Origin of the sequence: Streptomyces rubrogriseus (assembly GCF_027947575.1) — a bacterium.
Classification (GTDB): domain Bacteria; phylum Actinomycetota; class Actinomycetes; order Streptomycetales; family Streptomycetaceae; genus Streptomyces; species Streptomyces rubrogriseus.
This window is the reverse complement of the sequence record NZ_CP116256.1, coordinates 1,214,135-1,232,228: the sequence shown is the minus strand read 5'-3', so window position 1 is coordinate 1,232,228 and position 18,094 is coordinate 1,214,135. Positions and strand designations below refer to the sequence as shown.

Below are 18,094 nucleotides of genomic sequence, written 5' to 3'. Positions count from 1 at the left end.
CAAGAGAGGGAAGCTCCGACATGCCGACCTGCCCGAACGGACACCAGTCGGGTTCCGACGACTGGTGCGAGGTCTGCGGTCACCGCATGGCCGGTGCCGTGCCGCCCCCTCCGCCGCCACCGCCTCCGGGCGGCGGCTACGGCTTCCCTCCGCCCGCCGGTCCGGGTGGACCCGGCGGGCCGGGCGGTGGTCCCGGTGGCGGTCCGGGCGGTCCCGGCGGCGAGCCGCAGCTCTGCCCGCAGTGCCGCACCCCGCGTGAGGGCGGTGCGCCGTTCTGCGAGGAGTGCCGGTGGAACTTCCTGACCAACACCGCCACCTCGTACACCCCGGCCGCCCCGCGCCCGCCGGCCTCCGGTGGCCCGGCGCCGCACTTCGGGCAGCCGCCCGCGGGTCCGTCGTACGGCGGTGGTGACTCGTACGACTACCAGGGCTCCCGCCCGTCCCAGGTGAACCGCCCCGCAGAACCGATCCCCCCGGGCCCGCCGCCCTTCGGCTCCGACCCGTCGGGCCGCGGTGGTCCCGGTGGTCCTGGCGGCCCCGCAGGCGGCCAGGCAGGTGACCGCGGCGGCCCCTTCGGTCCTGGGGGTCCCGACAGGCCCGGCGGCGCCGGTGGGCCTGGCGCGCCCGGTGGGCCTGGTGGGCCTGGTGGCTTCGGCGGCCCCGACGGACCCAGCCGTCCCGGCGGTTTCGGCGGCCCGGGCAACCCCGACGGGCCCGGCGGTGCCGGCGGCCCCAACGGTGGCGGCGGTTTCGGCGGGCCCGGCGGTCCGGGTGGCCCGGGTGGTCCCAACGGTCCGGGCGGACCTGGTGGTCCCAACGGCCCCGGCGGTCCCAACGGCCCCGGTGGTCCTGGCGGACCCGGCGGTTTCGGTGGGCCTGGCGGTCCCAACGGCCCCGGCAGCCCCAACGGGCCCGGTGGTCCCAACAGCCCCGGTGGTCCCGGTGGCTTCAACGGCCCGGGTGGCCCCGGCGGCCCCGGTGGTCCCAACAGCCCCGGTGGTCCCGGTGGCTTCAACGGCCCGGGTGGCCCCGGCGGTCCCGGTGGTCCGAACGGCCCCTCCGGCCCTCCGGCCCCGCCCGGTTTCGGCAGCGATCCCTCGCGTCCGGTCCCGCCTCCGCCCGGCCCCGTCGCGCCCCCGCCCGGTGGCGCCGGAGCGCCTGGTGGGCCCGGCGGTCCCGGTGGCGCTCCGCAGGGGTACCAGGCCGGTCCGCCGGCTCCGCCCGCCTTCCCGCAGGAGGCCAACCGCCCGCAGCAGGGCGGCCCGTCCTTCGGCGGGGACGACTGGGTGCTCTCCCCGCCGACGTCCGGTGCTCCCGGGGGCCCCGGCCAGGGGCCGGGCCAGGCCCAGGGCGGCGGCTACGGCTACCCGCAGCCCGGCGCCACCCAGGCCCCCCCGCCCGGCCAGGGCTTCCCGCAGCAGCCGCAGCGGCCCCAGCAGCCGACCACCTGGTCGGCGACGATCGGTCCGGACCGCGAGTACTTCATGGCGATGATGCAGCGCTCCGGCCCCGAGGCCGCGGGCCTGAACCTGCCCGCGTACTCGCCCGAGCAGCAGCGCACGCTCACCGGCAACCAGATCACCATCGGCCGCCGCAGGCACTCCACCGGCGACACCCCGGACATCGATCTGGCCGTGCCGCCGGAGGACCCGGGCGTCTCGCACCAGCACGCGGTGCTGGTGCAGCAGCCGGACGGCAGCTGGGCGGTCGTCGACCAGAACTCGACGAACGGCACGACGGTCAACGGCGGCGAGGAGCCGATCCAGCCCTTCGTGCCGGTGCCCCTCCAGGACGGCGACCGGGTGCACGTCGGCGCCTGGACGACGATCACGGTCCGCCGGGGATAGGCGGGGACAGGCACGGCGATGCGCCCGAGAGGGGCCCGCGTCAGGCGAACGGCCAGGCGTACGGCCCCTCGGGGTCGTCCAGCCACGCCCAGGCCCGTTCGCCGCTGACGGTGATGCCGTAGCGCTCGCGGCGCGGGGCGTCCTCGCGGTCCCACAGCGCGTACGCCTCCTGCGGATCGAGCCCGCCCCGGCTCAGCGACAGCAGGAAGCGGAACAGGTCGTCCTCCCGGGCCCGGCGCGGTACGCCGCCCAGGCTCGGTGTCTCGGGCGCGGCGCGGTCCGCGCCGCGCAACGGTACGAAGTACGCGGGCGTGTGCAGGAAGCGCCCCTCGGCGTGCTCGGCGTCGCGGACGGTGAGGACGACGAGGCCGGTGGCCAGCGGGGTCAGGATCCGGCCGCCGGGACGGCACTGGGCCGGCCAGGCGCGCGGCACCGAGGGCAGCGCGCAGGTGGCGAGGATCCGGTCGTAGGGGGCACGCTCCGGAACGCCGCGGGCGCCGTCGCCCGTCACGACGGCCGGGTGGTACCCGGCGGCGGCCAGGTGCCGGCGGGCCGACTCGGTGATCTCGGGGTCCAGGTCGACGGTGGTGACCAGGTCGTCCGCGCCGAGCCGGTGGGCGAGCAGGGCCGCGTTGTAGCCGGTCCCGGCGCCGATCTCCAGGACCCGGTCGCCGTCCCGCACGTCCAGCTCGACCAGCATCATCGCCATCAGCGAGGGCTGGCTGCTGGAGGAGAGCAGCTCGCCGTCGCGCATCCGCGTCGCCAGCGGGGCGTCGGCGTACGCGCCGCGCACCCAGCGCTCGCGAGCGCCCGGGTCGGGGTCCTCGCCCCACCGGCGTTCGTAGCCGCCCCGGACGCCGACGTAGTAGTACGGCACGAAGAGGTGGCGCGGGACCTCCCGGAACGCCTCCCGCCACACCGGGTCGGCCGTCCAGGCGCCGCTCAGCTCGATCTCCCGCACCAGCTCCGCCCGCGCGGAGGCGGCGAGGCTGTCCAGGTCCTCGTACCCGCCCATGCCTCCACAGTACGGGCCGGGCGGGCCGCGGGCAGGGCCCTGACGGGTCCTAGGTCTTGAGTCCTATGCCCCCGGGTCTGAGACCATGGACGGCGTGAATGAGATTCGGCGCGGCACGCTTCAGGAGCAGACCTTCTACGAGCAGGTCGGTGGGGAGGAGACCTTCCGCCGACTCGTCCACCGCTTCTACGAGGGGGTCGCCGAGGACCCGATCCTGCGGCCGATGTACCCCGAGGAGGACCTGGGTCCGGCCGAGGACCGCTTCGCGCTGTTCCTCATGCAGTACTGGGGCGGTCCCACGACGTACAGCGACAACCGCGGCCACCCGCGGCTGCGGATGCGGCACGCCCCCTTCGTCGTCGACCGGGCCGCGCACGACGCCTGGCTGAAGCACATGCGGGTCGCGCTCGACGAGCTGGGCCTGTCCGAGGAGCACGAGCAGACGCTGTGGAAGTACCTGACGTACGCGGCGGCCTCGATGATCAACACCCCGGGCTGACCGGTCCCGTCGTCCGATTCCCTCGTCCGTTTCCGTCGTCGAATCCCTGATTGACGGGCGCATTCCGGTCAGCCGGCACCGGATTCCGGTCACAATCCGGTCAAGTCCAAGTCCCAAGCGGTTACTTCCGTACCTCCTCCTCTGACAACATCCCGGAGAGGTCTGGACAACAGCGGCGGGGGGCCGGGTGGCGGGGTACGGGGGGCTCATCGGGTTCGTGCTGCTGCGGGCACGTGCGCACCGCCTGCTGCTGGCCGCGGCCCTGCTCACCGTCCTGCTGACCACCACGGTGCTGGCCACCCTGACCGCCTACTCGGGCGCCATCGGCGACGCGGCCCTGCGGCACTCCCTCGCGGACCCGCGCACCGGGGCCGACGCCGCGCTGATCGTGAAGGCGGACGTACCGGCGGCCCAGCGGTCGGCGGCCGACGCCACCGTGCGCGAGGGCGCCGCGAGGACCTTCGACGGACTGCCGCGGACGGTAAGGACCCTGGTGCGCTCGGGCCCGTACGCGCTGCCCGGCTCCCTGCGGCCCCCGACCGAGCGGTCCGGCGAGCCCGACCTGACCTTCTTCGCGGCGCTCGACCCGACGCAGGTCCGCGTCGACGAGGGACGGCTGCCCGAGGACGGGGACGGGGGCAAGGGCGGCGGGGACTCCGAGGGCGCGGTCGAGGTGGCGGTGCCGGTGGCCGCCGCCGAGCGCATCGGCGTCCGTACCGGCGACCGGCTCACCCTCACCGACCGGCTCGACGGCCCGGCCGTCGACATCGTGGTGAGCGGCCTGTACCGGCCGGCCGACGCCGGGTCACCGTACTGGCGCCTCGACGACCTGGCCGGACGCGGCCTCCAGCAGGGCGGTTTCACGACGTACGGGCCGCTGCTCGCCCCGCCCGGTGCGCTGAGCGGCGGCCGGGTCAGCGCGGGGGCGTCCGGATGGCTGGTGACGGCGGACTACTCGTCGCTGACGACCGGGCGGACCCCGGCCCTCGGGGACGCGGCCCGGGGCGGCCTGGCGTGGCTGCGCGAGCAGCAGGTGCTCAGCGGCACCACCGCGGCGACCACCGAACTGCCCGCGATCCTGGAGCGTCTGGACCGTTCGCTGGAGGTGTCCCGTTCCACCCTTCTGGTCATCGCCTCGCAGCTGGTGCTGCTCGCGGGCGGCGCGCTGCTGCTGGTGGCGCGGCTGCTGAGCGTCGAGCGGGCGGGCGAGCTGCGGCTGCTGCGGGCGCGCGGCGCCTCCCGGGTCGGCTGGCGGCCGGATCGGCGCTGGAGGCGCTGATGCTGGCCGTGCCCGCGCTGGTCTGCGCGCCGCTGCTGGCGGGACCGCTGGTCCGGCTGCTGGTCGGGCAGGGGGCGCCAGCCCGGATCGGGCTCGGCTGGGAACCGACGGGCGGCGGCAGCGGCACCGTGTGGCTGGTGGCGGCGGTCGCGGCGCTCGGGTGCACGCTGGCCGTGACGCTGCCCGCGCTGACCCTCGCGCCGGAGGCTGGCGGCGGACGGCCCCGGGCGCTGCCGGGCTGGCTGCGGGCTGGCGCGGACGTGGGTCTGCTGGTGATCGCCGGTATCGCCTACTGGCAGCTGGACCAGCAGACCTCGGCCGCCGGGACGGGCGACACCGACGCCTCGGGCACCCTGGGGATCGATCCGTTGTTCGTGGCGACGCCGACGCTGGCGCTGCTGGCCGGGACGGTGCTGGCGCTGCGGCTGCTGCCGCTGGTGGCGCGGCTCGCGGAGCGCCGGGCGGCGAGCGGGCGCGGCCTCGCGGCGGCGCTGGCGGGCTGGCAGCTGAGCCGCCGTCCGATGCGCGGGGCGGGGCCGGTACTGCTGCTGGTGCTCGCCGTGGCGCTCGGCACGGTGGCGATCGGGCAGGGCGCCTCGTGGTCCCGGTCGCAGGACGACCAGGCCGACTTCCGCACGGGGGCGCCGATCCGGGTGCAGGCCTCGGGCACGCCGGGCCAGGGCCGCACCGACCTGGTCGCGGGCGTCCCGGGGGTGGCGGAGGTCGCCCCCGCGGCCCGGTCCGAGGTCTCCCTGTCCGGCGACCGGACGGCGACGGTGCTCGCGCTGGACACCTCGCGCGCGGCGGGCCTGCTGCTGATGCGCCCCGACCTGGCCGACGAGTCGCCGCGCGGGCTGCTGTCCGGCATGGCGCCGCAACAGCCGTCGAAGGGCGCGACGATCCCGGCGGGCACGGCCCGGCTCACGCTGGCGGCGACCCTGGCCGTCCCGGGCCTCGACCCGGCCCACGTCGGCTCCCGGTCGGCGGACGTGACGGTCACCGTCGAGGACCGCTGGGGCAGCCCGTACCGGCTGGCGGCCGGTTCCCTGACCGCCGACGGCCGGGAGCACACCCTCGGCATGGACGTCGCCGCGGGACCGCTCACCCTGACCGGCATCGAGTTCACGGTGGTCCAGCCCGGCGGCGAGAGCGAGGAACACCGCCTGACGGTACGGCGGGTGACGGCCACGGCCGCCGACGGAACCGCCCGGCCGGTGCCGCTGCCGGACGCCTGGACGGCCGGGTCGGAGCTGGCGCCGCCGTCGGCCGCGCCGGACGCGCCGGGCGCTCCGTCCACTCCGCGCCTGCTGAAGCCGGGTCCGCTCGCCGTCGAGTACTCCACGGGCTACTCGGAGGCCGGCGGCTGGAAGATCACCACGCTGACCGTGCGGCTGCGGGTCGCGCAGCCGAAACCGGCCGAGGTGACCGCCGTGGCCACCGACCGGTTCCTCGACTCCTCGGGCGCGAGCACCGGACAGCGGGTCACGGTGCTGATCGGCGGCCACGACGTGCCGGTGCGGATCGTGCGCTCCGTGCGCGAGCTGCCGGGCACCGGGCCCGAGACCCCCTCGGCGCAGTTCGGCGGTGCCCTGCTGGTCGACCTGCCCGCGGTCAACCGGCATCTGCAGGGCAAGTACGGCGCCTCCGTCGCGCCCACCGAGTGGTGGCTGCGGGCCGGGCCGGGCAGGACCGACGAGGCGGCGGCGGGCCTGCGGGCCTTCCCGGACACCGCACCGGCCCAGGTACTGGTGCGCGACGAGGTCGCCGAGCGGCTGCGGGACGACCCGTTCGGCGCCGGTCCCGGAGCCGCGTTCGCCGCGGCGACCCTGGTGGCGGCGGCGCTCGCGGCGGTCGGCTTCGCGGTGAGCGCGGCCGGGTCGCTGCGCGAGCGGGGCACCGAGTTCTCCGTACTGCGTGCCCTGGGCGCCTCGCGCCGCCGGCTGGCCCGCACGGTCGCCGCCGAGCAGGGCGTGCTGACCGGCCTGGCGCTGCTGACCGGCGCCGCCCTGGGCGCGGTCCTGACCCGGGCGGTGATCCCGCTGACCGTACTGACCCCGCAGGCCACCCGGCCCGTGCCGGACGTGCACGTGGCCCTGCCGGGTGACCGCGTCGCCCTGCTGCTGGCCGGCATGGCCGTCGTCCCGCTCCTGGTCACCGCGGCACTGGCCCTGCGCCGCACCGACACGACGGTGACCCTCAAGGACCACGGAGGTACCGGACGGTGAACCCGGTGACCGCCCCGCCACCGGCCGGTGAGGCCGCCACCGTGCCGGTGACCGGCACCGTGCCGGTGACCGCCGCCGCACGGGCACCGCGCCGCACCCGCCCGACGGCGGCCCCCGAAGGACACGGAGGTACCGGACGGTGAACCCCGTGACCGCCCCCTGGGTGCGCACCCGGCTGCGGGCCGCCCCCGGCGCCGCCGTCGCGCTGGCGGTGCTGGTGGCGCTGACCGCGTGCCTGGCCGCCGCGTTCCCCCGGGCGCTGGACCGGTACACGGACGCCGGGCTGCGCCAGGCCGTGGAGCGCACCCCGGTCGACGAGAGCAGCATCCTGGTGACCGCCGGTCCGGACCTCGACGGCGGGCTGGCCCACACGGAGGAGAGCGTCCGGCCCGAACGCCTCACCGAGCTGTACAGGTCCACCCTCGACGCGGTCGAACGGCCGCTCGTCATCGACGGGAAGCGGTCCTCCTACGGCGTCCGCTCCACCGAAACCCTGCCCTCGCCGGACGAGTGGCTGCCCCGGCCCGACGGCCTCCCCGCGGAGATGCTCCTCGCCGCCCCGCACGGCCTCGCCGACCACACCCGGCTGCGCTCCGGCCGGCTGCCCGAGGTACCCGGCGGGGAGACGAGCATCGAGACCACCGAGGTGCAGGCCGCGGTGACCGAGGAGACGGCCCGCACGCTGCACATCGAGGTCGGCTCGGTCATCCACGTGTCGGCCCACCAGGACCTCACCGTCCGCGTCACCGGCATCGTCACGCCCGAGGACGCCGACAGCCCCTACTGGTCCGTCGACTCCGTGCTGCGCGGCCCTTCCCTGCGGCGCGTGCCGGGACCGATGGGGGCCTCCAACCCCTCCTACTGGGTCGGCGGTCTGCTGCTCGCCCCCGAGGCGGCGCCCGCGGTGCTGGGCGCGACCTCGACGGTCCGCTACTGGCACCTGACCCCCTCCGCGGACGCCCTGCACAGCCGCCACCTCGACGGGCTCGCCTCCGCCGTGGCCTCCCTGGAGTCCGGTCCCGGCCTGGAGCGGCTGCACGCGACGATCAACCCGCTCACCGACGTCACGACGGGACTCGACACCGCCTTCACCGCGTACGAGGAACTCCGCGGCGACATCGGCCCGCTGGTCGTCGTCGCCGCGTCGGGCGCGGGCACGGTCGCCGCCGTGGTCCTGCTGATGGCGGGCGGCCTGGCCGCCGAGCGGCGCCGCGCCGAGCTGGCCCTGCTGCGGGCCCGCGGCGCCTCCGTACGGGGCATGGTGGGGCGGCTGCTCGCCGAGACGGCCGTCGTGGCCGTGCCCGCGGGTGCCCTCGGGTTCGGCGCGGCCCTGCTGGCGCTGCCCGGCGCCCGGCTGCTCCCCGCGCTCTGGGCCGCCGCCGCGGTCACCGCCGTGGCCGCTCTCGCGCTGCCGCTGCGGGCCGCCGCCGCCCACCACGCCGTACGGATCCACGACGGCCGAGCGCGACGTGGCGTCCGCGCGGGCGTCCAGGCGCCGTACCGTCGCCGAACTGACCGTCGTGGTCCTCGCGCTCGGCGCGGTCGAGATGCTGCGCCGGCGCGGGGCGACGGACGGCGCCGGTGACCTGGTGGCGGTGGCCCCGGTCCTGGTCGGGGTGATCGCCGCGCTGGTGCTGGTGCGCCTGTACCCGCTGCCGCTGCGCGGGCTGGCCCGCCCGGCCGGGCGGCTGCGGGGCGCGGTCGGGCCGCTCGCGCTGGCCCGGGCGGGCCGTACCTCCGCCTCCGCCGTACTGCCCCTCCTCGCGCTGCTGACCGCGTTCACCGTGGCGGCGTTCGGCGGGTCGGTCCTCAACGGCGTGACCGACGCCCGCGACCGGGCGGCACTGCTCTCGGTCGGCGCCGACGCCCGGGTGGAGGCGGAGGCCGCGCTGCCCGCCGGGCTGGCCGGCCGTCTCGGGCAGGCGCCCGGGGTGCGGCAGGTCACCGAGGTCGGCATCGACTACCAGGCCAAGATCCAGGAGGGCCGCCAGTCGCTGCCGCTCGCGACGGTGGACCCGGCCGACTACGCGGCGCTGGCCGGACGGACGGGCCTCGGCGCCTTCCCCGCGGGCGAGCTGGGACGGCCCGACGGCGCCGAGGGCGGCTCCGAGGACGCCGTCCGGCCGGCGCTGGCCTCCCCCGCGGTCGCCGAACGGCTGGGCGACGGCACCTTCCAGGTGCGGCTGGCCGACGGCGCCCTCGCCACCCTGCGGATCGTGCTGGTCCGCGACCGCACTCCGGCCGTGAACGGCGACGACTTCCTCGTCGTGGACCGGGCCGGACTGCCGGCCGCGGCCACCCGGCCGAACGTGGCGCTGCTGACCGGCGCCGACCTGGACGCGGGCGCGGTGCACCGGGCGGCGGACGACGCCGGCACCGTCCACCTGCGGTCCGAGGAGCGCGGCAGCTACGTGGACTCCCCGTTGCAGTCCGGCGGGGAGCGCATCTACACGGCCGCCGTGGCCGCAGCCGCCGGCTACGCCACCCTGGCCCTGCTGCTGTCCCTCGCGAGCGCCGCCCCCGAACGCGCCGCACTCCTCGCCCGGCTGCGCACCATGGGCCTCACCCGCGCCCAGGGCCGCCGCCTGCTGGTCCTGGAGTCCCTCCCGCAGGCGCTGCCCGCGGCTCTGGGCGGCATTCTGACCGGCTGGGCCGCCGTGCGCCTCCTCTCCCCCGGCATCGATCTGACGACCCTCGCGGTGCCGGCGACGACGTCCCCGGCGGGGCGCGCGGAGCTGAGCGCCGACCCCTGGTCGCTGGCCGTCCCGGCGGTGGCGGTGCTGGTCCTGGCGGTGGGGGTGGCGGCCGTCCAGGCGTGGTGGTCGGGCCGGCGCGGAGCGGTGGCGGAACTCAGGGCGGGCGACGCGCGGTGAGGGCGCGGACGCAGACACGGCGGACCGCGGACGCGGACACGGAGGAGACCCGATGACGACCGACCCCACCCTCGCGGAGCTGGCCGACCGCGCCACGGCGTCCCGGGACCGGCCCGCCTACGGGCACGACGCCCTGATCACCTGCGACCGCCTGGTCCGGATCTTCAGCGCGGACGGGGTGGAGGTGCAGGCGCTCCAGGGACTCGACCTCCTGGTCCGGGAGGGCGAGCTGATGGCCCTGGTGGGCGCCTCGGGCAGCGGCAAGTCCACGCTGATGAACATCCTGGCCGGTCTGGACACGCCCACCGCCGGGGCGGCCCGGGTCGCCGGGCGCGACCTGCTCGCGATGACGGCGAAGGACCGCCTCGCCTACCGCCGTACGGTGGTCGGCTTCGTGTGGCAGCAGACGTCCCGGAACCTCATGCCCTACCTGACGGCCGCGCAGAACGTGGCCCTGCCCATGCAGCTGTCCGGCACCGGCGGGCGCCGGGCGGAGCGCGCCGAACGCGCGCTGGAGCTGCTGGAGCTGATGGGCGTCGCGGACTGCCGCGACCGGCGCCCGCAGCAGATGTCCGGCGGGCAGCAGCAGCGGGTCGCCATCGCCGTGGCCCTCGCGGGCAACCCGTCCGTCCTGCTGGCGGACGAGCCGACGGGCGAGCTGGACTCCCACACCGCGGAACAGATCTTCGCCGCGTTCCGCACGGCCAACGAGCACCTGGGCACCACGGTCGTCATCGTCACCCACGACCAGGCGGTGGCCGGTGAGGTCCGCCGCACCGTCGCCATCCGCGACGGCCGCACCTCCACGGAGGTCCTGCGCCGCAGCGAGGTGGACGCCGAGACCGGCCACGAGACGGTGGTGGCCCGCGAGTACGCCATGCTCGACCGCGCCGGCCGGCTCCAGCTGCCCGCCGACTACACCGCCGCCCTCGGCATGCGCGACCGCGTGGCCCTGGAACTGGAGAGCGACCACATCGCCGTACGCCCGGACGACAGCGAACCCCAGCACTGAGCGGCCGCGACGGCGGGGGAGGAGGCCCGGACGGCCTCAGCGCACGCTGATGCCCAGGGCCCCGGTCCCCGCCCGCCGCAGCGCGACGGACCCGAAGGGCGTACGCAGCCGGAGCCACGCGCCGGAGGACAGCAGCTTGGGCGCGTCCTCGTCCGATCCGGAGCCGGAGCGTGAGCCCTGACCGGGGCCGGACGCTCCGCGGGTCCGCAGGAACCCGAGCGACTGGGCCGCATGCACGGCCCGCACCGGCAGCCCGGTCTCCCCGACGGTCCGGGACCAGATCTCCCGCCCGACCCGGTCCAGCTCGGCCCGCGTCCGGTTCTCGGGGGCCAGCTCCTCCATGCGCGTACGGAACTCCGCCACCGCGGCGGCGACCAGCGCGCGCAGGGCGTCCGGGCCGGGCAGCCCCGCCTCGGTCCGCCAGCCCCCGCGCGGGGGCAGCACCCCGGCCCAGGGCGGCCCGGTCACCGCGCCCGGCACGCCGGAGGTGGCCGCCCGTTCGTCCACGGACTCGAGCAGTTCACCGGCGGAGACGGTCACGTCGAGCGTGTCGTCGAGCCCGTTCTCGTACGGCTTGGCCAGCCGTACCGCGCGCACCGCCAGCACCTCGAAGGAGGGCGGCCGGCCGAAGACGGCGAGGGCCGTGCCGGCCGCCTGGAGGCGTACCGCGGCCGAACGGTCGTAGTGGAGCAGCCGGGAGAGGAAGGCCGCGAGGTCCGCGGCCTCCCCCTCGTCGGCGAGGTGGAGCACCGTCATGCGGCGACGGCCTCCTCCTTGGCGTCCGTGTACTCCTCGAGGAACTCCCGCTCCTCGGCGGTGAGCCGCCGGGGCCGCTGAGCCTCGAAGTCGAACGGCACGATCACGGTGGAGGCGCGGACGTAGACCACGTCCCCGTCCTTGACCTCGTAGGTGAGAGTGAACGAAGCCGCCCTGATCTCCGTCACCCACAGCTCGATGTCGACCGGGTGGTGCCGGTGGACGAGCTGCCGCTTGTAGTCGATCTCATGGCGTGCCACCACGGACCCCTGCTTGAAGTCCTTCTCCGGGCGGAACAGGAAGTCGATACGGGCCTCCTCCAGGTAGCGGAGGAAGACCACGTTGTTGACGTGGCCGTACGCGTCCATGTCCGCCCAGCGCAGTGGGCAGCGGTAGATGTGCCGCAAGATCAGCCCCGGGTCAGCTTCTTGTAGGTGGCGCGGTGCGGACGGGCGGCGTCGGCGCCGAGCCGCTCGACCTTGTTCTTCTCGTACGACTCGAAGTTGCCCTCGAACCAGAACCACTTGGACTCGCCCTCGTAGGCGAGGATGTGGGTGGCCACCCGGTCCAGGAACCACCGGTCGTGGGAGACGACGACGGCACAGCCGGGGAACTCGAGCAGCGCGTTCTCGAGGCTGCTCAGGGTCTCGACGTCGAGGTCGTTGGTCGGCTCGTCGAGGAGGAGCAGGTTGCCGCCCTGCTTGAGGGTGAGCGCCAGGTTCAGCCGGTTGCGCTCGCCGCCGGAGAGGACCCCGGCCGCCTTCTGCTGGTCCGGCCCCTTGAACCCGAAGGCGGAGACGTACGCCCGCGACGGCATCTCCACCTGACCCACGTTGATGTAGTCCAGCTCGTCGGAGACGACGGCCCACAGCGTCTTCTTCGGGTCGATGTGCTCGCGGCTCTGGTCGACGTAGGAGATCTTGACCGTGTCGCCGACCTTGATGTCGCCGGAGTCCGGCTCCTCGAGCCCCTGGATCATCTTGAACAGCGTGGTCTTGCCGGCGCCGTTGGGCCCGATGACCCCGACGATGCCGTTGCGCGGCAGCGTGAACGAGAGGTCGTCGATCAGCACCTTCTCGCCGAAGGCCTTGCTGAGGTTGTTCACCTCGACGACGACGTTGCCCAGGCGCGGGCCCGGCGGGATCTGGATCTCCTCGAAGTCCAGCTTCCGCATCTTGTCGGCCTCGGCGGCCATCTCCTCGTAGCGCGCGAGGCGGGCCTTGGACTTGGCCTGCCGCCCCTTGGCGTTGGAGCGCACCCACTCCAGCTCGTCCTTGAGGCGCTTCTGCCGCTTGGCGTCCTTCTGGCCCTCGACCTTGAGGCGGGTGGCCTTGGTCTCCAGGTACTTGGAGTAGTTGCCCTCGTAGCCGTGCAGGCGGCCGCGGTCGACCTCGCAGATCCAGCCGGCGACGTTGTCCAGGAAGTACCGGTCGTGGGTGACGGCCACGACGGTGCCCTCGTACTTGGCGAGGTGCTGCTCCAGCCAGTTCACCGACTCGGCGTCGAGGTGGTTGGTGGGCTCGTCGAGCAGCAGCAGGTCGGGGGCTTCGAGCAGCAGCTTGCACAGCGCGACGCGCCGCTTCTCACCACCGGAGAGGTTCACGACCGGCCAGTCGCCGGGCGGGCAGCCCAGCGCGTCCATGGCCTGCTCCAGCTGGGCGTCGAGGTCCCAGGCGTTGGCGTGGTCCAGCTCCTCCTGGAGCTTGCCCATCTCCTCGAGGAGCGCGTCCGAGTAGTCGGTCGCCATCTGCTCGGCGATCTCGTTGAACCGGTCGAGCTTGCCCTTGACCTCGGCGACACCCTCCTGGACGTTCTCCAGGACGGTCTTCTCCTCGTTGAGCGGGGGCTCCTGGAGCAGGATGCCGACGGTGTAGCCCGGGGACAGGAAGGCGTCCCCGTTCGACGGCTGCTCCAGCCCCGCCATGATCTTCAGAACGGTCGACTTACCGGCACCGTTCGGTCCGACCACACCGATCTTCGCGCCGGGCAGGAAGCTCAGGGTGACGTCATCAAGGATCACCTTGTCGCCGTGCGCCTTGCGCGCCTTGCGCATGGTGTAAATGTACTCAGCCAAGAGAAACCGTCCGGCAGCTTGATCAGGCAGTGGGCAGATACACCCCATCTTGCCGCACCGCCACCCCTGCGCGGAAACGCGTTCCGAGCGGGGCCTCTGACCTGGCCTTTCCTGAATGCCGCCGGACCCTCGCCTGCCACTGCCGGTCGCCGTCGATCGGCCTCGGACACCCTCGCACGGCCGAGGGACGGCCCAGCCCCAGGGCACCGCTCCCCCGCCGCGCGGAGCTACGGTGCTGCCGTGACCAGCTCGCCCCATGGTCGAGTGGGCCGCCGGCCGACCCTTCATCCGGGTCGACGACGAGATCAGCGCGATAGACCGCCTCTGGGTCGACGCCGGCCACCCCGGGCCTTCACTGCTGCACCGGGTCGAGCCGGCCAAGGGCCTCAATGGCGCCGACTTTGGCGCGCTCGCCTCATGGCTCGATGCCGTCGTGCCGAGATGAGCACATCTCAGGCTCGATCGAGAGCCGAGTTGTCGACGTCGCCCCGCCACTCATACGTGATCGTCGTGATCCAAACCCGGCTAGCGGGTCAGCGTCTCGAAGCCGACATCGTCGCAGTACTGCACAACGCGCCCCTCCGCCTCGGAGTCACTGTTGCTCATCGCCGCCACCGTCGCCTCCGCCAAGGTGCGGCCTCCGCCAACGGTCTCATCCCGGAGCGGTCGCATCGCGAGGAAGGCGTTCTGAGCGACGGCCCCGACCTCGTCGTACCCCGACGGCTCCGGCGTGTCCGTGCCCGCCGCGTTCCGCGCCTTCTGCCACGCCCCCAGCTGCGTGCAGTAGTTCTCCCGCTGCGCGGTCAGCCGCTCCTCGTCCCCGCCCTCGGACGAGGAACACCCGGCCGTCACCGCCACCAGGGCGAGGACCGGGACTACCGCCTTAAGCACGCGCACCACGTTGCCCCCGCCTGAAACTGCGTCCGCTCGTACCCGTCACCCGCAACTCCCGCAGCAGGATACCCGCGTGGACCCCCTTGGCCGCCGCAGCGGTCGCTCACTCAGCGGCGCAGACACCCGGCCGTCACCGTCACCCGCCTCGGCTGGCTCTACGTCCGCCATCGTGCCGCCGTGACCGGTGCCGTGGAGCGCCTGCGTTACTTCGCCGACGTCGCCGATTCGCGCCCTGCGGACACCGCCCGCGGGGAATCATTGGGTGCGACGTCGTGACGGGGTCGCAGCGAGGGGGATGGGGAAGCGTGCCAGCAGCGGTGGAGTCGGTCTTCGTCAGTTATGCCGGGCCGGACCGGGCCTGGGCGGAGTGGGCGGCATGGCACCTGCGGGAGGTCGGCCATGCCGTGGAGCTGGACGTCTGGGACTGGCGGATCGGCGACAACTTCATCGAGCGGATGAACGACGCGATGCGGCGTGCCACGACGGTGGTGGCGCTGTTCTCCAACAACTACTTCGATCCCGCGCGGTGGACGCGGGAGGAGTGGACCTCCGTCGTCGCGCGCCGTGAGCGCATCGTCCCGGTGACCATCGAACCCCTCACGGCATCGGACATCCCTGACATCCTGACCGCCGTCATCCGCAAAGACCTGCACAGCCTGGACGAGCAGGCCGCCATCACGGCGCTACTGGAGGCCGTCAACGGTCCCACCGGCCCGCGCACGGCGCCCAGTTTCCCCGGCACCCCCGCACCGGTGCACGCCGCTCCGGCAGGGGGCGCACAGGGGCAGCGTCCCCGGCTGCCCAGCGGCGCGGGCCTGCCGCGGGTGTGGAACGTGCGAGACCGCAATCCGCACTTCACCGGGCGCGAGGCTCTGATCTCGCGGATCCGCGAGGGCTTGCTCGGCGGCCGGCAGGCCGTGGTCCAGGCCCTGCACGGCCTGGGCGGCATCGGCAAGACGCAGATCGCCCTGGAGTACGCCCACCGCTTCGCCAGCCAGTACGACACCGTCTGGTGGATCGACGCCGCGCAGGCCGACCAGATTCTCGTCCGCTACACCGAACTGGCCGCCCGGCTGGGCATCGCCAAACCGGAGGCCGGCGCCGAACACAACGCCCGCACGCTGCTGGAGCATCTGCACACCCAGGACCGCTGGCTGATCATCCTGGACAACGCCGACGACCCCCACGACTTCGAAAGCCTGATCCCCACCGGACCCGGCCACGTCCTGATCACGTCCCGCAACCCGGGCTGGAACGACCGGGTCCACAGCCTGAACCTGGGTGTCTTCGCCCGCAGCGACTCCCTGGCCTACCTCACCGCCCGCATGCCCGGCATCACGCCCGACCAGGCCGGCGGCCTCGCGGACGACCTCGGCGACCTGCCCCTCGCCCTGGCCCAGGCGGTCGGCGTCATCACCAGCGGCATGACCCTGGACCGCTATCGCCATCTGCTCACCGAGAAGACCGCCGCGCTCATGGCCAACGGCGGTCCGCCCGGCTACCCCGCCCCGTTGGCCGCCGCCGTGGACATCGCCACCAACCGCCTGACAGGCGACCACCCGGACGCCGCCGACCTGCTCCGCCTCGGCGCCTTCCTCGGCCCCGAACCGATCCCCACCGCCTGGCTGGAAGCCGTCCGCGACCGGCTGAGCACCATCGCCGTCGACCCGGACAACATCATGTGGCCGCAGACCGCCCTGCGGTCCCTGGCCCGTTACGGTCTCGCCCGCGTCGACCACGAGACCTTCCAGATCCACCGGCTCACCCAGGCCATCCTCCGCGACCGGTCCGGTCAGGCCGACACCGTCAGGTCGGAAGACGACGTCGCCACGATCCTGACCACCGTGGCCCCCGGCGACCCCGACACGCCCGCGGCCTGGCCCGGGTGGGCCGCTTACACGACCCACCTCGCCGCCCGGAAGGACACCGCGACCAGTCGCCCGGAGCTGCGCCAGGCGCTCGTTCGGGCAGCGCGTTACCTGATCAAGAGCGGCCAGGAGCGCACCGCCCGCGACCTCATCTCCGCCCTCCACGAGAACTGGACCGGCGTCCTCGGCGAGGACCACCCCGACACCCTCGACTCCGCCCACTACCTCGGCCACGTCATCAGCTACTTCGGGCAGTACGGCGAGGCCAGCCGGGTACACGAGGACACCCTCGAACGACGACGCCGCACCCTCGGCGAAGACCACCGCCACACCCTCGACTCCGCCCACAGCCTCGCCGCCACCCTGCACCACCTCGGGCATTACGGCGAGGCCCGCCGCATGGTTGAGGACACCCTCGAACGCCGCCGCCGCATCCTCGGCGAAGAGCACCCCGATACTCTGCACTCCGCCCACAGCCTCGCCGGCGCATTGCACGATCTCGGGCAGTACTCCCAAGCCCGCCGCATGCACGAGGACACCCACGAACGACGACGCCGCACCCTCGGCGACGACCACCCGGACACCCTCGACTCCGCCCACAGCCTCGCCAGCAGCCTGCACAACCTGGGGCAGTACACGGATGCCCAACGCATGATTGAGGACACCTTCGTCCGTCGCCGCCGCATCCTCGGCGAGGACCACCCCGACACTCTCGTCTCCGCCCACGACCGAGCGGCCAGCCTGCATGCCCTCGGGCAGTACGCCGAGGCCCGCCGCATGGTCGAGAACACCCTCGAACGCCGCCGCCGCACCCTCGGCGACGACCACCCCCAAACCCTCGCCTACACCCACGACCTTGCCGCCAGCCTGCACAATCTCGGGCATTACGGCGAGGCCCGCCGCATGGACGAGGACACCCTCGAACGCCGCCGCCGCACCCTCGGCGACGACCACCCCCACACCCTCGCCTCCGCCCACAGCCTGGCAGTGACCCTGCACGCTCTCGGACAGCCCGAGGACGCTCACCGCATGCACGAGGACACCCTCGAACGACGACGCCGCACCCTCGGCGAAGACCACCCCCGCACCCTCGCCTCCGCCCACAGCCTGGCGGTGACCCTGAACGCTCTCGGACAGCCCGAGGACGCTCACCGCATGCACGAGGACACCCTCGAACGGCGCCGCCGTATCCTCGGCGAAGACCACCCCGACACGCTCGACTCCGGCCACAGCCTCGCCGCCACCCTGCACAACCTCGGACAGTACGCCGACGCCCGCCGCATGGACGAGGACACCCTCGAACGCCGCCGCCGCACCCTCGGCGAGAACCACCCCGACACGCTCGACTCCGCCCACAGCCTCGCCGCCACCCTGCACAACCTCGGACAGTACGCCGACGCCCGCCGCATGGACGAGCACGCCCTCGACGGCCGTCGTCGCATCCTCGGCGAGGACCACTTGCGTACCCTCCAGTCCGCCTACAGCCTCGCGGTCACCCTGAGCGCCCTGCGGGAGCATGCGACAGCGGTGCATCTGCTCAAGGACACTCGCACTCGGAGCCGCCGAACTCTCGGTGAGGACCACCAGCTCACCAAGGACGTGACCGAGGCGCTCGCCAACGAACTGACCGCCGTGGGCAAGCGGCACGAGGCGCAGAAGCTGCTCTCTGCCCGCAAGGCGGGGGCGCGCCAGGGCATGCGTCGGAAGCGCCGTTAGCCCCGGTCTGCGCCGTGGGCCGGGATCGGGGCCGGG

The 18,094-nt window shown here is 74.4% G+C and carries 12 protein-coding genes and 2 pseudogenes; 9 read left to right on the top strand and 5 right to left on the bottom strand.

Annotated elements, in window-relative coordinates; translation table 11 throughout:
• The first annotated feature begins 20 nt into the window (after positions 1 to 20).
• Positions 21 to 1,847 (top strand): FHA domain-containing protein, encoded by a 1,827-nt coding sequence (locus tag Sru02f_RS05410; RefSeq protein ID WP_109032881.1) that lies wholly within the window; start codon positions 21 to 23, stop codon positions 1,845 to 1,847.
• Between the two features lie 40 nt (positions 1,848 to 1,887).
• On the opposite strand, the gene Sru02f_RS05405 is transcribed toward Sru02f_RS05410, so the two are convergent.
• Positions 1,888 to 2,862 (bottom strand): methyltransferase domain-containing protein, encoded by a 975-nt coding sequence (locus Sru02f_RS05405; protein WP_109032880.1) that lies wholly within the window; start codon positions 2,860 to 2,862, stop codon positions 1,888 to 1,890.
• Between the two features lie 85 nt (positions 2,863 to 2,947).
• On the opposite strand from Sru02f_RS05405, the gene Sru02f_RS05400 reads away from it, so the two are divergent.
• The 6 genes and pseudogenes from Sru02f_RS05400 (at position 2,948) to Sru02f_RS05375 (ending at position 10,750) form a co-directional block, all read left to right on the top strand.
• Positions 2,948 to 3,361 carry a globin gene (locus Sru02f_RS05400; RefSeq protein WP_109032879.1) on the top strand — a complete coding sequence of 138 codons (414 nt, stop codon included), beginning with the start codon at positions 2,948 to 2,950 and terminating at the stop codon, positions 3,359 to 3,361.
• Positions 3,362 to 3,548: 187 nt separating this feature from the next.
• Positions 3,549 to 6,865, top strand: a pseudogene (locus tag Sru02f_RS05395) (FtsX-like permease family protein).
• A 5-nt stretch (positions 6,866 to 6,870) separates the two neighbouring features.
• Complete coding sequence (locus Sru02f_RS05390; RefSeq protein WP_159107551.1) at positions 6,871 to 7,008, top strand: hypothetical protein; 138 nt, start codon at positions 6,871 to 6,873, stop codon at positions 7,006 to 7,008.
• 5 nt (positions 7,009 to 7,013) lie between these two features.
• Positions 7,014 to 8,450: an ABC transporter permease gene (locus Sru02f_RS05385; RefSeq protein ID WP_373103397.1), complete on the top strand. Its 1,437-nt coding sequence runs from the start codon at positions 7,014 to 7,016 to the stop codon at positions 8,448 to 8,450.
• Entirely contained in the window at positions 8,386 to 9,738 is a 1,353-nt protein-coding gene (locus Sru02f_RS05380; protein ID WP_373103394.1) for an FtsX-like permease family protein, read from the top strand. Before Sru02f_RS05385 ends, Sru02f_RS05380 begins: the two co-directional genes overlap by 65 nt.
• 52 nt (positions 9,739 to 9,790) lie before the next feature.
• Positions 9,791 to 10,750 carry an ABC transporter ATP-binding protein gene (locus Sru02f_RS05375; RefSeq protein WP_109032877.1) on the top strand — a complete coding sequence of 320 codons (960 nt, stop codon included), beginning with the start codon at positions 9,791 to 9,793 and terminating at the stop codon, positions 10,748 to 10,750.
• Between the two features lie 36 nt (positions 10,751 to 10,786).
• Here the strand turns inward: Sru02f_RS05375 and Sru02f_RS05370 are convergent, their stop codons facing one another.
• From Sru02f_RS05370 to ettA, 3 genes are read right to left on the bottom strand one after another with little or no spacing between them, the layout of a single operon-like run.
• A complete protein-coding gene (locus tag Sru02f_RS05370) occupies positions 10,787 to 11,506 on the bottom strand; it encodes a hypothetical protein (protein WP_164270452.1) in 720 nt (239 codons plus the stop codon).
• Complete coding sequence (locus Sru02f_RS05365) at positions 11,503 to 11,913, bottom strand: acyl-CoA thioesterase (RefSeq protein WP_109032876.1); 411 nt, start codon at positions 11,911 to 11,913, stop codon at positions 11,503 to 11,505. The genes Sru02f_RS05370 and Sru02f_RS05365 overlap by 4 nt, the downstream gene beginning before the upstream one ends.
• A gap of 2 nt (positions 11,914 to 11,915) precedes the next feature.
• Positions 11,916 to 13,580 (bottom strand): energy-dependent translational throttle protein EttA, encoded by a 1,665-nt coding sequence (gene ettA, locus Sru02f_RS05360; protein WP_109032875.1) that lies wholly within the window; start codon positions 13,578 to 13,580, stop codon positions 11,916 to 11,918.
• A 250-nt stretch (positions 13,581 to 13,830) separates the two neighbouring features.
• On the opposite strand from ettA, the pseudogene Sru02f_RS05355 reads away from it, so the two are divergent.
• A pseudogene (locus Sru02f_RS05355) lies at positions 13,831 to 14,025 on the top strand (hypothetical protein); the annotation flags it as partial.
• Positions 14,026 to 14,105: 80 nt separating this feature from the next.
• On the opposite strand, the gene Sru02f_RS05350 reads toward Sru02f_RS05355, so the two are convergent.
• Positions 14,106 to 14,471 carry a hypothetical protein gene (locus tag Sru02f_RS05350; protein ID WP_244941889.1) on the bottom strand — a complete coding sequence of 122 codons (366 nt, stop codon included), beginning with the start codon at positions 14,469 to 14,471 and terminating at the stop codon, positions 14,106 to 14,108.
• 308 nt (positions 14,472 to 14,779) lie between these two features.
• Here Sru02f_RS05350 and fxsT point away from each other — a divergent pair, with 308 nt between their 5' ends.
• Positions 14,780 to 18,058: an FxSxx-COOH system tetratricopeptide repeat protein gene (gene fxsT, locus Sru02f_RS05345; RefSeq protein ID WP_167469633.1), complete on the top strand. Its 3,279-nt coding sequence runs from the start codon at positions 14,780 to 14,782 to the stop codon at positions 18,056 to 18,058.
• Positions 18,059 to 18,094 lie beyond the last annotated feature (36 nt).